This is a genomic window from Empedobacter sp. UBA1574 (assembly GCF_002322895.1).
Taxonomy (GTDB): Bacteria; Bacteroidota; Bacteroidia; order Flavobacteriales; family Weeksellaceae; genus Empedobacter; species Empedobacter falsenii_B.
In genome coordinates, this window is the sequence record NZ_DCOI01000033.1 from 83,268 (window position 1) to 97,116 (window position 13,849).

A 13,849-nucleotide genomic window follows, 5' to 3' on the forward strand; every position below is an offset into this window, starting at 1 on the left:
GAGTTTCCTTATTCTTTACTACTTTTGTCAAATTATTATAAATTTTGAACAGCTAAGTTAGTTAAAAACGAAGTGATGAGAAAACTAAAATTAGACGAATTAGGTCGCGTTTCTGCGGAAGAATATAAAGCTATTGAAAAACACCCGATTGTTGTGGTGTTGGATAATGTGAGAAGTATGCACAATGTTGGTGCAGTTTTTAGAACTTCGGATGCATTTTTAATTGATAAAATTTATTTGTGTGGAATTACAGCAACTCCACCTCATAAAGAAATTCATAAAACGGCCATTGGTGCAGAAAATTCTGTTGATTGGGAATATGTGAAAGATTCGAATGAATTGGTTGCTAAATTAAAAGAAGATGGTTATCAAATTGTAACGATTGAACAAACGGAAGGTTCTGTTTTGTTAAATGAATTTGAAGTTGACCAATCTCAGAAATATGCAATTGTGATGGGAAATGAGGTTGATGGTGTGCAACAATCAATCATTGATCAATGTGATACGTGTATCGAAATTCCACAATCAGGAACAAAACATTCGCTTAATGTTTCGGTTTGTACAGGAATTATTTTATGGAAATGGTATGAAAGTTTTATGAAATAGCGTTAAGCAAAAATATAAACTCCAACTTTTCATCAAGTTGGAGTTTTTTGTTATTAAAAATTCACCGAAACATTAATCCATTCTGGATCAAAATCTGCGTTATATTTTTTATAGAAATTAATTGCAGGTTCATTCCAATCCAGAACTTGCCAAACCATTCCGTGGTAATTATTCGCTTTTCCATAAACAATTAATTCATCCAATAATAATTTACCAATTCCAGAACCGCGCATTTTTTCGGTTACAATCAAATCCTCCAAATATAATCTGCGTCCTTTCCAAGTCGAATAACGATCGTAATGCAACGCAATTCCTTCCACATTTCCGTCCACTTCTGCAACCAAAGAACCCCAAACTGGTTTATCTCCAAACCCGCATTCTTCCATTTCTTCTAAGGTTACCGTTACTTCGTCTGGTGCTTTTTCGTATAAAGCTAATTCGTGAATTAACTCTAAAATTCGAGGACAATCTTCTTTTCTTGCTTCTCGTATTGTTACATTTTTCATTATTGTGTGATGTTATTTAGTTATTCGTTATTCGAGACTAGAAATTAGTTATCTAGTTTACGAAACGTAGAATTCATTATTTTTTGTCATTCTGAATATAGCTTCAGCGAAATGAAGAATCTATAGATTCCTCCATTCGTCGGAATAACAAATTCGCTAATTTTTGATGAGATACTGAAACGAGTTCAGCATGACAATTTCTCTAAATTCGAGCTTCGTATTTCTAACTTCGTACTTAAATCGTCATTCCAATTTCGATTCCTTTGATACGACGATATAATTCTGTTGCGTAATTATCAGTCATTCCCGAAACATAATCCAAAATTCCCATTACCTTTTGATACTTTGTTCCTTTCTCATATAAAAACTGAGCAGGAACTAAACGCAAGGCTTTTTTCTCAAACGTTTTGCGTTCTTTTTCATCTTTTAAAATTGGAGGAATAAATTGCGAAAGCAATTCTGACATTACATTATAACCTGCATTTTCAATTTCGAGAACAGAACGATGATTATAAATATTTTCAATCGAGAAACGTTGAATTTCGTCTAAAACTCGTTTCGTTACTTGTTCCGTTTCATTTTTAATCACATCTAATAACGCCGTTTTAAATTCTCCTTTTACAATTTGATCAAAATTATTTTGGTAAACTTCAACCGATTTTTGCGTCAATAAATTAATTGATTTTGCACGTAAATAGGCTATTCGATCATTTTTATCTGAAATTGATTTTAATGTATTTTTTGTTTTATCAATTTGAGATGGATCTAAAGATTCAACTAAATTCAAAAATAATTTTCGGCATTTATCATGATCAATAATTCCTAAACGTTGCGAATCTTCGACATCGATAATCGAATAACAAATATCGTCAGCCGCCTCTACCAACCACACAAACGGATGTCGCTTGTAAATAATTGGTGAATCTTGTTCCAAAATCATATTCGTTTTTTCAGCAATTGTTCGGAAAGCTTCCTTTTGCGCCTGAAAAAATCCAAATTTCTTACGATGCAATTGATTTTTATCTTTTGCAACCGATTCACATGGATATTTTGCAATCGCAGCCAATGTTGAATACGTCAAACGTAAACCACCTTCCGATTTTCCGTTTTGTTGTTGTGTTAAAATTCGAATTGCATTTGCGTTTCCTTCAAAATTGATTAAATCAGCCCATTCGGCTTCAGTAAAATATTGTTTCAAATCTGTTTCATGGCGATCAAAATAAGAAGCAATTGCATCTTCGCCCGAATGTCCAAAAGCTGGATTTCCGATATCGTGACACAAACATGCCGCTGAAATAACATCGTGAATACTATATTTATAAAATTCTTGTGATTCTTTTGTTAATTTATAATTTTCGGAAATAAACTTTCCTACCAAATTTCCCATCGAGCGTCCAACAGACGAAACCTCTAACGAATGCGTCAATCGATTGTGGACAAATACACTTCCTGGCAAAGGAAAAACTTGCGTTTTGTTCTGCAAACGACGAAAGGCAGACGAAAAAATAATACGATCATAATCACGCTGATATTCTGATCTCGCATCCGACGTATCGTTTGTATTGCTGCGTTGATTGGTGTAAATATGATTGAGAAGTTCCATAAACTGATTTAGAAAACGAATTTAACGAATAATGTTCAGTCATAAAAAAATCCGAACGGTTTCGTTCGGATTTTTGGGTTTATTCGTGAAATTTTAAAAGATTTTTCATTCTTTCTGTAATATATTCATCTTGAAGAAAATTTGCTTCATTAAAGTTTAAATCAAACTTATATTGAACAGCTAACTCTTTTAGAATTTCAATTTCAGCTTTTATCTCTCCTTCAAACCAGTTGTCCCAAGCAAACAAAATTATTTTTTCATTTTTAGCTAATTTGTAAAAGTCGAAATCAATTGATTTATCAAAAATTTCATCATCATATTCACAAATAATTTTCCATTTATCTTTTACTAATTCATTAATAATTAAATAAAAAATATCAGTTTCAATATTTGTGACAATTTTAAAATTCATTAATCAAAATAGTATTTCTACCAACTACCAGATGCTCCTCCGCCTCCGAAGCTTCCGCCTCCGAAACCACCAAAGCCGCCTCCGCCACCAGATGATCCACCCCAAGAACTACCTCCTGAGCCGAAACCTCCGCCACCGAAAACAGAACTTCCTGTGTTCATAATGATAATATCATCTAACAAACTTCTTCGTCTGCCACCATTTCCTCCATTATTTCCTCCTTTACCTTTCGAAATAATAATAAAGATAAAAATGAAAAATCCTATGGCAAAAATCAATGCAAGCCAATCCATTTCTGGTTCTTGCGATTTTGGTTTGTCTTGCTTATATTTTCCTGCAAAAGCTTGAAAAATAGAATTGACTCCAGCATTTATTCCACCAGCATAATCACCTTGTTTGAAATACGGAATAATAACATTGTCAATAATCGATTTGTTGACACTTGGCGGTAAATAAATTTGAGCTCCATAACCTGTTCTAATCGTAATCTTACGATCTTGTTCACTTAAAACAATTACAACTCCATTATCTTTTCCTTGTGTACCAACTTTCCATTTTTCACCAATATCATTTGCAAACATTTCTAACGGATAACCATCTAGAGACTTCACTGTTAATACCAAAATTTGAGTAGATGTTGAATCATCATAGGCTACTAATTTTCGTTCTAATTCATCCAATTGCATTGCATCAAAAACATGTGCATAATCTTGCACAAGCTTTTTAGGCGGATGTTCCATCTTCACCAATTCATCCGGTGTCTGCCCAAAAACGGTTAAAATTGAAAGAAAAAAAGTTAGAAAAAAGTATTTAACTGTAGCTAATTTCATCTGGTAATTCGTTTGTATCATCCTCTTGATAAGGAAAATATTTTTTAAGTGCTTTGCCTGTTTTTTTTATTCCTTCACAAAGCCCTTTTACATAATGTTCTTTTTTGAAATGCTTGATGACCTCTTCTTTTATATCATCCCAAAAATCATCTGGTGTCACTTGATCAATTCCTTTATCACCAATAATTGTAAAGTTATGATCGGTTGGTGAAACATGAAACAACACACCATTTCTATCTTTGGTTTTGTGCATTTCCAATTGCTCGAAAACTTCTAAAGCTTTGTCAAAATGATTGGGAGAAGATTCGAATTCAATATGAACTCGAATTTCCCCACTTGTATTTTTCTCCGCTTTTTGGATGGCTTCGATTATTTTTTTTTCATCTTTAGAGGAAAGAAATTTATGTTTCTTATTTCCCATAATGATTAGAATTCTACTTTAGGAGCATTCTCAGATCCTGCAGCAGCTTTGAAATAACCTTTTTTCGTAGCACCTGTAAAACCAGCGATTAAGCTGTTAGGGAAAGTTACAATCATGTTGTTAAATTTCTCTGCAGCATCGTTGTATTTTTTTCTTTCAAATAAAACTTCTTGTTCGATAGAAGATAATTCTGCTTGTAAAGAAGTAAAGTTTTGATTGAATTTAATATCTGGATATTTTTCAACAGAAACCAATAAGCGGCTTAATGTAGATCCTAATTGAGCTTGAGCTTGTTGAAATTTCGCAATATTTGCATCTGTTAATTGACTTGGATCATCAATTTTAATTTGATTAGAAGTCGCTTTTGCACGTGCATCAATCACAGCTGTTAACGTTTCTTTTTCCATATTCGCAGCACCTTTTACCGTGTTCACTAAATTTGGAACTAAATCTGAACGTTTTTGATATGTATTTTCTACATTCGACCATTGTTTTTGCACACCTTGGTCTGTTGTTTTGATCGTATTCGAAACTCCAATTCCCCAGAAAACGATTCCTGCAAGAAGTAAAAGAATCACTCCGCCAATAAGACATCCTTTGTTTTTCATAGTATTTTTAATTTATTATTACGTAAAAATAGTGTTTTTTAAACAATATTTTATCAAAAATAAAACCGAGCTTATTTCTAAACTCGGCTTTAATATTTTTTGGATTTTAAGCGTTTAATTTAATAATGTTTTCGCCCAACTTTCTTCAATCGGTAATAACCAATTTTGCTTAAAATCATTCAAAGAAGAAATTCCATTATTGAAAACTTTTACATTTTTGATTTCTCCTTCTTTTACTTTTTGTTTGAATGTTGGTAATTTTTCGATAAAAACTTCCTGTTCATTTTCATACGAAACTAACATTCTGTTCAATAAATCGAACGAATAATCTGCATCAATTTCGCGTACGATTTTCGTTAATTTATCGATAGAACAACCACTTGCTGTCGCTTGATTTTCGTCTACACCAACTACAATAAATTGATCATAAGGTAAATCAAAATCAGCTAAAAGTTCAGCGCCATGCGCATTCCAATCCGCTATAAAAGTATTTAGTTTAGCTGTAATAGCTTGCTTTTCTTCTGTTGAGAATTTACGATTGGCTTGAAAAATCCAAATTCTTGAATCGTCTGCTAAATTCATTTTCTCTTTGTTTAAAATTTGTGTTTCAAAGATACGGAAATTTTAGATGTTAGATGTTAGATGNNATGTTAGATGTTAGATGTTAGAAAGCTAAAATTTTTACATAAAAAAGCCATCTCAAAGAGATGGCTTTTTTATATTATTTTTATAAATTCGATTATAAATCTTTCGCTTCCATAATCAATTCAGCTAAGTCTTTTACCATAACCGTTGATTCTTTTTCGAAGTGTTTTACACCGTCTGTCATCATTGTATTACAAAATGGACAACCTGTTGCGATAATGTGCGGCTCTTTCTCTAAAGCCTCTTCTGTACGTTCTACATTGATGTCTTTGTTTCCTTTTTCTGGTTCTTTGAACATCTGCGCTCCACCAGCACCACAACATAATCCACGTGTTTTGCAACGTTTCATTTCGACTAATTCGGCATCTAATTTTTCGATTAATTCGCGAGGCGCTTCGTACACATCGTTACCGCGACCTAAATAACAAGGATCGTGGAAAGTGATTCGTCTTCCTTTGAACGTTTCAGAACCTTCTAATTTCAATTTACCTTCGTTGATTAACTGCTGTAAATATTGAGAATGATGCAAAACTTCATACTCTCCACCTAAACTTGGATATTCATTTTTCAACGTATTGAAACAATGTGGACAAGTTGTAACGATCTTTTTCACTTCGTAAGCATTCAGAACTTCAATATTCATCATAGCTTGCATTTGGAAAACAAATTCGTTACCAGCACGCTTTGCAGGATCACCTGTACACGATTCTTCTGTTCCTAAAACGGCGAATTCTACGCCAATATTATTTAAAATTTTAACGAATGCTCGTGTTATTTTTTTAGCTCTGTCATCAAAACTTCCGGCGCAACCAACCCAAAACAAAACTTCTGGTTGTTTGCCTTCGGCCATATATTGAGCCATTGTTTTAACTGTAATATTTGACATATTTTTTTGTAGTCTTTGTGTTATTTGAATGGATTTAGTTTAATGTTTTCCATCATCAAAAACTTGAATCGAAACATTTTTTTCAACCAAATCTGTAAATTTACCATTGTATCGTGTCGCTTTTACTAAATGGTTGTCAACCCAATGATAATTTCCTCCACGAGGTTTTCCCATTAAAAGTCCATGGTATTTGAAACCATGTTTTTTCAACCAAATTTCTGTGTACTCACGATGTTCTTCTGTACGTGATGTAAAAAATGTGATAATATGTCCTTCGTCGTACCATTTGTTTAATGTTTCTAAAGCATCTGGATATAATTCTGCTGTTAGCATACGTTCTGGTTCTTCGTTTGGAATATCATCGCAAATTGTTCCATCAATGTCAATTAAATAATTTTTAACATTTTCTGGTAAAATAGGACTTACTCTTTCTCCGTTTTCAATTTTTTCCTCTAAGAAATTTTCCATGTGTGCTGTGTTTGTGTGTTATGTACAAAAATTAATAGTTCTTTGAGAATGAGTAATTGTATTTTACAATTTTAATCGTTTGCCCAATTCAATCTATCCGCATTGTTAAATTGCCAAGGAGCTCCATTGTTTTCGACATTTGTCATCATCATGTTCAACTCGTTTGGTGCAGCAGATTGTTCCATTACCAAATAACGACGTAAATCAACAATAATTGATAACGGATCGATATTTACTGGACAAGCCTGTGTACATGCATTACAAGATGTACATGCCCATAATTCTTCTGGTGAAATGTAATCGTTGACAAGCATTTTACCATCATCCACAAAACTTCCGTTTGCATCGATGTTTTTACTTACTTCTTCTAAACGATCACGAGTATCCATCATAATTTTTCGAGGAGATAATTTTTTCCCTGTCAAATTTGCTGGACATTCAGATGTACAACGCCCACACTCCGTACATGTGTAGGCATTCAATAATTGTACTCTGTTTAAATCAAAAATATCTTTTGCTCCAAATGTTTCTGGCTCTCCCTGTGGTTCGGCAGGTGCTGCGTAAGGATCTGCATTTGGATCCATCATCATTTTTACCTCATCTGTTACAGATTGTAAATTATTGAATTCTCCTTTTGGTTCTAACTTAGAAAACCATGTATTTGGAAAAGCCAAAATGATGTGTAAATGTTTTGAATAATACAAATAATTTAAGAAAAAGAAAATTCCGATGATATGAAACCACCAAGCTGCTCTTTCTATAATTGTAATAAATGTGATGTCGTTGAATTGACTAATAATTGGTGCTGTTAACCAAGAAGAAATTGGAAAAGATCCTGTTTCGATATAATGAGGTGCACCCATTTTTTGTAACACTTGATCTGCACCATTCATTGTAAATAAAGCCAACATAAATGCAACCTCCATAATTAGGATATAATTAGCATCGTCTTTTGCCCAGCCTTTCATTTCTGGTTTCCAAAAACGTCCAACTTTTACAAAGTTTCTTCTACAGAAGAAAATGATACACGAAACCATCACCAAAAAGGCTAAAATCTCGAAAAACCCTATCATTCCGTTATAGAAACCTCCTAAGAAACTTAGAATACGGTGTGTTCCGAATACACCATCGATGATAATTTCTAATACTTCGATATTGATTAAAACAAATCCTACATAAACAAAAACATGTAGAATACCAGCAAGAGGACGAACAGTCATTTTACCTTGTCCTAAAGCCACACGAGCCATCGTTTTCCACCTTTCCGCAGGATGATCGAAACGATCTATTTCTTTCCCTAATTTGATGTTACGTATAAGTTTCTTTACGTTTTGCGCAAAGAACCAAATACTTCCTATCATAATTAGAAGAAAGATTACATTTGGAATGTACTTCATCATTTTTTATTAGTCTTTTTGTGAGTTTTGAGTATTTAAATTTTAGTTTTGATTTTATGGCTGAACTGGTTGCTTTTTACCAAAAACAGAGATGTTCACATAACGACTTGGGTTTTTCTTTAAGTCTGTTACCAATTCATTCATATTTTTGATTGTTGCTTCAAGTTCGTTAGCAAGCGTTTCATCTTTTGCTAATTTTCCTAAAGAACCTTTTCCATTATTCATATCTTCTAACAATGTATTTAAGTTTTTAGACGCATTTTCAAAATTCTTAATCACTTGATCTAATTCTAACGCGTTTAATTTATCCGCAGTTTTTCCAAATTTGTCAACCGTAGCTTTTGCAGAAGCCATTGTAGCACTTGCATTGTTAAGCGTTGTGTTCAATGTCTTTTCGTTTGTTTTGATCAAATTATTTGCACTATTTGATGTTGCAGTCAACGATTGCGCTGTTTTGTCGAACGAATCAATTGTATGATTCAAGTTTCTCAACATTGCTTTAATATCTTGTTGAGTTGACGGATCCAAAACATTGTTTACACTTCCTAATGTTTGATTAAAACTTAATAAAACACTATCTAACTTTGCTTGTGTTGGCGTTAATTGTTTCGTCAAACCATCTAACATTCCGCCTGCAATACGACCTTGTAAATAATCACCATCTTTTGCTACATCTGGTCCATAGTCTAATAAAAGTCTAACTTCTGGTCCAGACATAATTCCTGGTTCGTAAATTTCTACAATTGTTTTTTTCGAAAATTGAATATCTTTTTCGACAGAAATCACGACTTCAAAATAGATAGGTTTTGCAGTATCTATAATTTTAATTTCTTTCACCTGACCAACTCTCAAACCGTTTACAGAAACAGGTTTAGAAGGAGCTAATCCGCTTACATTTTCGTATTTTACAGTAAACAAACGTCCTGATGAAAAAATATTTTGACCTTTTAAGAAATTGAATAGCATGAAAAAACCTACTAAGGTTAAGATGGTAACAACTCCTATTTTTAATTCTTTAGATAACTTCACTTGTTATGATTTTATGCAAAAATAAAATTTAATTTGTAAAGAAACATTTTATATTACGTTTACATTGGTTCTTCACCATTAAATGTAACGATAAAGGCGTTTCTAAAACCTTTGTCTTGTACTTGTTTCAATGTTTTTTGAGCAGATTCCATTGTTTTATCAGAGCCATAATAATATTTCTGAAGTCCACCTTCTTTTACTCGCAACACATTTGTCAATCCATTAAATTTTTCGTCTTTGTCTTTATATTTTTTATTTGATGTCATAAACTGAACACGATAATTTTTACCACCTTCTAATTTTTTATTCGTTTCAAATTCTACAATTTTTGCACCAGAAAATCCTTTACGTTTTACCGTTTGCAACAAATCATCTGCACGAGATTGTAAATCTGTTTCTCCGTAATAATACACGTAATTATCACCTTCCTGAATTACATCTAAATCTGTTAAACCTCTTAATTGCGGCGAAGTTGAAGAAAATTTCATTTTAGACTCCATTACCCTTACCTTCAATTTTTTTCCTTCTACAGGTTTTTCAACTTTTTTAACTGGTTTAGGTTTTTCGTCCTCGTCCTCTACTCCACTTCTACGATCATATTCTTTTTTGAATTGTTTAAAAGCTTCATAAATTGTAGTCGTCGTTTTATCTTTTCCTTCGTCTGATGCTAAAAATGTTCCTTCATCATAATTCGAAATAAATCCTAACTCTACCAAAACAGAAGGAGAAGCATTTCCTCTCAACACGTGAAAATTTGCTTGTTTAACACCTCTACTTTTTCTGAAATCACGATTTACGAAACCTTTTTCTACCAAATCTGCAAAACGAATAGATTGTTCTTTATAAGCTGCATTCATAATCTCAAAAGCGATAACCGCTTCCGGATCATTTGGATTAAATTTTTCGTAACGTTCTTGATCTTTCTCTAAAAACACAACCGAGTTTTCACGTTTAGAAACTTCATCTGTTTCGTTAGATCGTTTCAATCCCATTACAAATGTTTCTGTTCCTGTTGCGCTTTTGTTATCAGCCGAATTACAGTGAATCGAGACAAATAAATTCGCATGATTATCATTTGAAATTCGTGTACGTTCCCATAATTCTAAAAAAATATCTGTATCACGTGTTAAAACAACTTTAACATCTTTGTGATTTTTCTTAATTAACTCCGCTAATCTTTTCGAAACATCTAACGTGATATTCTTTTCATAATCAGCGACTCCCCTTGCTCCAGCATCATGTCCACCATGACCAGCATCAATAACAATTACAAAATTTTGCTTTTTTTGTGCAAATGAAAATGTAGAAAATACCATCATCATCGCAAAAAATAAATACTTTTGTATGTTAATCATTTTTAAACTCATACTATAGGTTTGTTTTTTTGATTAATTTTGACGCAATTTATAAAAAATAAGTTTTTCAATTTGTTTACAAAGGCAATTAAATCGATTTTATTTTTTAGTCCAGTTATGGTTTGCACCGTTTCTTTTGGACAAGTTAAGCAAAATAATAACGATAAAGATCACTCTAAGATAGTTTCTGATTCTGTAAAATTAGATACTATTATCCCTGTAAAAGAGAAATTAGAGTTTGTGGTAGAGCACAATTCCGAGGACGAAATACATAATCGTAAAAAACGTATGACTTACCTTTTGCGTAAGGCACATGTAGTTTACGGCGATATGACTATTGATGCAGATTATATCGAACTAAATTGGGATACAGGTGATGTATATGCCGAAGGTAAGCGCGATTCTATTGGGAATATTATTGAAAAAACTAAGTTTACACAAGGTCAACAAGAAATTTTGCAAGATGCTTTCAAAGTAAATTTCAAAACGAAAGTTGGAATTGCATATAACATTCGCATGACGCAAGAAGATGGAATCATCATTGCTGATAAAGCGAAGCGTGTCAATGATTCGGTAATGTTGTTAAAACGTGCCGATTTTACAACGGATACTTATTTTAAAGAAGGAAAAGATACTCGACCAGATTATTTTCTTCGCGCCAAAGAAGGAAAAATGATTGATAAAAATGGTAAGAAAACATTAATTACCGGACCTATCAATATGTGGATTTATGACGTACCAACGCCCTTAGCATTGCCATTTGGTTACATCCCAGCGATGGGTGCAAAACGTGCCGCAGGTATTTTGATGCCTCGCCCAGGTGAGCGTACAAATCTTGGTTTCTTTATCGAAGATTTAGGGTTTTATGTTCCATTTGGAGATAATTTTGATTTAAAACTTTCGGGAGATATCTATACAAAAGGTAGTTGGGCTACTAGAGCCGAGTCTACCTATAAAAAACGTTACAAATACAATGGGCGACTTGCAGCGAATGTAGAAAATCGCTTAACTGGTATCAAAGGTCTTACAGAAGGCTCTAATGCCTTTTCTAAACAAAGTATGTTTGGTGTTATGTGGTCACATAGCCAAGATCCGAAAGCAAATCCATATTGGTTATTCAATGCCAATGTTAACTTTTCGAGTTCGAAATATTACCGTGAATCTGTACGAAATCAATACATTAATACTGGACAAGTTTTTACAAACAACGTTAACTCGTCTATTAACTTAACAAAAAACTTTGAGAATGCTCCACTAACAGCTCAGTTGAGTATGTCGCACTCTCAAAATTACAATACTGGAGATATTAACATTGCATTTCCTCGTTTCAACTTGACTATGTCTCGTATTTTCCCGTTTGCAAAGAAAAATATGCCAAAAGAAGGTTTAATTCAGAATCTTGGTTTAACGTATAGTATGCAAGCTGGAAATGAAGTTAACACCAACGACAAAGACATCTTTACAGACAAAATGTGGAAAGATCAAATGCGAATGGGTGCGAATCACAAAATTGGTTTGCAGACAGGTATTACACTTGCTAATTATTTCCCATTAACACTTTCTTCTGACTATAATGAAGTTTGGGGTGATAATCGTTTGATTAAAAATTACAATTCTGTTAACGGAAAAATAGAGGACACAACATTGAAAGGATTCAATTCATATCGAACATTTAATTTCAATGCTTCTGTTTCAACTAATATTTATGGATTATATCTTAATCCAAATAAAGATGCTAAGATTTTAGGAATTCAGCACGTGATTACACCATCTATTGGTTATAGTTATACGCCGGATTTCCAAAGTCAATCTTGGGGATATTACAAAGCTTATCAAAACCAAAATCAAGAAGAAGTTTGGTACAATCAATATCAAAACATGTTGTATGGTGTATCAATTCCTGGTTTGACAAATTCATTAAACTTTGGAATTTCGAACAACTTAGAGATGAAAGTAAAAGATGCAAATGACCCGAAAGGTTTCAAAAAAGTAAAGATATTTGAATATTTACGTTTGAGTTCATCTTATAACTTCTCTGCAGATGAATTTAAACTTTCTCCAATCAGTATTAACGGAATGACATCTTTGTTTGATAGAAAAGTAAACGTACAATTTTCGTCAACTGTTAATCCATATAAAATTCAACGTTACATGAATGCTGAAGGAAGTGAAGTTGCTCAATACATTGATGAACTTGGCTTAGGAAATCTTCGTATTTCGAATATGACATTAGGAACTGGTTATACATTTGACAATAGTACATTTGGCGGAAAACGTTTCGATGCCAAGAACTATAAAAAACGTGGAACAGTTCGTGATGAAAATTTCTATTATGACAGCGATAATTATGCGCAATTTGCTATTCCTTGGAGTTTAACAGCTAATTTAAGTTATAATTATAGCAAAGGAACAGAACGAAAAGGAAGTAGCACAGGTTCTATTGCAATGAATGGTAAAATTTCGCCAACACCATATTGGGCAATTTCTGCAAATGCAACTTACGATTTCATCAAAAGTGAAATAACTTATGTACGTTTTGGTTTTGAAAGAGATTTACGAAGCTTTACCTTATCATTCAACTGGACACCAATGGGAACATATAAAAGTTATGATTTCTTTATCGGAATCAAAGCATCAATCTTACAAGATTTAAAATACAACGATAGATCAAGACTTAATTACTAAAAAATATTAATATGAAAAAACAAATCGTTCATACAGAAAAAGCACCACAAGCAATTGGACCTTATTCACAAGGTGTAAAATACAACGGATTTATTTACACATCAGGACAAATTCCTTTCAATGTAGAAAAAAATGAATTGGTTACAACAGGTATTCAAGATGAAGTTCATCAAGTAATGAAAAATGTAATTGCAATTTTAGAAGCTGGCGGAACAACAATTGACCAAGTTGTAAAAACAACAATTTTTGTTAAGGATTTGAATGATTTCAACGCAGTTAACGAAGTTTATGCTTCTTATTTTAATGACGAAAATTATCCTGCACGCGAATGTGTAGAAGTTGCTCGTTTACCACGCGACGTAAATGTTGAAATTTCTGTAATCGCTATTGCAGACTAA

General features: G+C 32.9%; 15 protein-coding genes. 3 read left to right on the forward strand and 12 right to left on the reverse strand.

Annotation, left to right across the window (positions count from 1 at the left end; genetic code table 11):
* Positions 1-75 precede the first annotated feature (75 nt).
* A complete protein-coding gene (locus tag B3578_RS11235) occupies positions 76-606 on the forward strand; it encodes an RNA methyltransferase (protein ID WP_125348748.1) in 531 nt (176 codons plus the stop codon).
* Between the two features lie 53 nt (positions 607-659).
* Here the strand turns inward: B3578_RS11235 and B3578_RS11240 are convergent, their stop codons facing one another.
* From B3578_RS11240 to B3578_RS11295, 12 genes are all read right to left on the reverse strand, one after another.
* A complete protein-coding gene (locus tag B3578_RS11240) occupies positions 660-1,112 on the reverse strand; it encodes a GNAT family N-acetyltransferase (protein WP_115001464.1) in 453 nt (150 codons plus the stop codon).
* 235 nt (positions 1,113-1,347) lie between these two features.
* On the reverse strand, positions 1,348-2,715 hold the full coding sequence (locus B3578_RS11245) for a deoxyguanosinetriphosphate triphosphohydrolase (protein ID WP_286494676.1): 1,368 nt from the start codon (positions 2,713-2,715) through the stop codon (positions 1,348-1,350).
* A 79-nt stretch (positions 2,716-2,794) separates the two neighbouring features.
* Positions 2,795-3,127: a hypothetical protein gene (locus B3578_RS11250; protein WP_221854340.1), complete on the reverse strand. Its 333-nt coding sequence runs from the start codon at positions 3,125-3,127 to the stop codon at positions 2,795-2,797.
* A 17-nt stretch (positions 3,128-3,144) separates the two neighbouring features.
* A complete protein-coding gene (locus tag B3578_RS11255) occupies positions 3,145-3,957 on the reverse strand; it encodes a TPM domain-containing protein (protein ID WP_280036030.1) in 813 nt (270 codons plus the stop codon).
* Positions 3,938-4,378, reverse strand: coding sequence for a TPM domain-containing protein (locus tag B3578_RS11260; RefSeq protein WP_286494678.1), 441 nt, complete (start codon positions 4,376-4,378; stop codon positions 3,938-3,940). Before B3578_RS11260 ends, B3578_RS11255 begins: the two co-directional genes overlap by 20 nt.
* 5 nt (positions 4,379-4,383) lie before the next feature.
* Entirely contained in the window at positions 4,384-4,986 is a 603-nt protein-coding gene (locus B3578_RS11265) for a LemA family protein (RefSeq protein ID WP_291048759.1), read from the reverse strand.
* A 114-nt stretch (positions 4,987-5,100) separates the two neighbouring features.
* Positions 5,101-5,568, reverse strand: a complete 468-nt coding sequence (locus B3578_RS11270; protein ID WP_125348739.1) for an ABC transporter ATPase — start codon at positions 5,566-5,568, stop codon at positions 5,101-5,103.
* Between the two features lie 157 nt (positions 5,569-5,725).
* On the reverse strand, positions 5,726-6,517 hold the full coding sequence (locus B3578_RS11275) for a (Fe-S)-binding protein (RefSeq protein WP_038332021.1): 792 nt from the start codon (positions 6,515-6,517) through the stop codon (positions 5,726-5,728).
* Positions 6,518-6,556: 39 nt separating this feature from the next.
* Entirely contained in the window at positions 6,557-6,985 is a 429-nt protein-coding gene (locus tag B3578_RS11280) for an LNS2 domain-containing protein (RefSeq protein ID WP_125348737.1), read from the reverse strand.
* A 71-nt stretch (positions 6,986-7,056) separates the two neighbouring features.
* Positions 7,057-8,382 carry a (Fe-S)-binding protein gene (locus tag B3578_RS11285; RefSeq protein WP_185144083.1) on the reverse strand — a complete coding sequence of 442 codons (1,326 nt, stop codon included), beginning with the start codon at positions 8,380-8,382 and terminating at the stop codon, positions 7,057-7,059.
* A gap of 54 nt (positions 8,383-8,436) precedes the next feature.
* On the reverse strand, positions 8,437-9,411 hold the full coding sequence (locus tag B3578_RS11290; protein WP_291048766.1) for an MlaD family protein: 975 nt from the start codon (positions 9,409-9,411) through the stop codon (positions 8,437-8,439).
* 59 nt (positions 9,412-9,470) lie between these two features.
* On the reverse strand, positions 9,471-10,766 hold the full coding sequence (locus B3578_RS11295) for an N-acetylmuramoyl-L-alanine amidase family protein (RefSeq protein WP_257467976.1): 1,296 nt from the start codon (positions 10,764-10,766) through the stop codon (positions 9,471-9,473).
* Between the two features lie 72 nt (positions 10,767-10,838).
* Between B3578_RS11295 and B3578_RS11300 the strand changes: the two genes are divergently transcribed.
* Together B3578_RS11300 and B3578_RS11305 are read left to right on the forward strand one after the other, a co-directional pair.
* Positions 10,839-13,451 carry a putative LPS assembly protein LptD gene (locus tag B3578_RS11300; protein ID WP_219033626.1) on the forward strand — a complete coding sequence of 871 codons (2,613 nt, stop codon included), beginning with the start codon at positions 10,839-10,841 and terminating at the stop codon, positions 13,449-13,451.
* 11 nt (positions 13,452-13,462) lie between these two features.
* Positions 13,463-13,849 (forward strand): RidA family protein, encoded by a 387-nt coding sequence (locus B3578_RS11305; protein ID WP_125348731.1) that lies wholly within the window; start codon positions 13,463-13,465, stop codon positions 13,847-13,849.

Bases quoted from the DNA above. Each gene is read 5' to 3' on its own strand.
- B3578_RS11235 (WP_125348748.1), top strand. From the start codon at position 76: ATGAGAAAACTAAAATTAGACGAATTAGGTCGCGTTTCTGCGGAAGAA.
- B3578_RS11240 (WP_115001464.1), bottom strand. From the start codon at position 1,112: ATGAAAAATGTAACAATACGAGAAGCAAGAAAAGAAGATTGTCCTCGA.
- B3578_RS11245 (WP_286494676.1), bottom strand. From the start codon at position 2,715: ATGGAACTTCTCAATCATATTTACACCAATCAACGCAGCAATACAAAC.
- B3578_RS11250 (WP_221854340.1), bottom strand. From the start codon at position 3,127: ATGAATTTTAAAATTGTCACAAATATTGAAACTGATATTTTTTATTTA.
- B3578_RS11255 (WP_280036030.1), bottom strand. From the start codon at position 3,957: ATGAAATTAGCTACAGTTAAATACTTTTTTCTAACTTTTTTTCTTTCA.
- B3578_RS11260 (WP_286494678.1), bottom strand. From the start codon at position 4,378: ATGGGAAATAAGAAACATAAATTTCTTTCCTCTAAAGATGAAAAAAAA.
- B3578_RS11265 (WP_291048759.1), bottom strand. From the start codon at position 4,986: ATGAAAAACAAAGGATGTCTTATTGGCGGAGTGATTCTTTTACTTCTT.
- B3578_RS11270 (WP_125348739.1), bottom strand. From the start codon at position 5,568: ATGAATTTAGCAGACGATTCAAGAATTTGGATTTTTCAAGCCAATCGT.
- B3578_RS11275 (WP_038332021.1), bottom strand. From the start codon at position 6,517: ATGTCAAATATTACAGTTAAAACAATGGCTCAATATATGGCCGAAGGC.
- B3578_RS11280 (WP_125348737.1), bottom strand. From the start codon at position 6,985: ATGGAAAATTTCTTAGAGGAAAAAATTGAAAACGGAGAAAGAGTAAGT.
- B3578_RS11285 (WP_185144083.1), bottom strand. From the start codon at position 8,382: ATGAAGTACATTCCAAATGTAATCTTTCTTCTAATTATGATAGGAAGT.
- B3578_RS11295 (WP_257467976.1), bottom strand. From the start codon at position 10,766: ATGATTAACATACAAAAGTATTTATTTTTTGCGATGATGATGGTATTT.
- B3578_RS11305 (WP_125348731.1), top strand. From the start codon at position 13,463: ATGAAAAAACAAATCGTTCATACAGAAAAAGCACCACAAGCAATTGGA.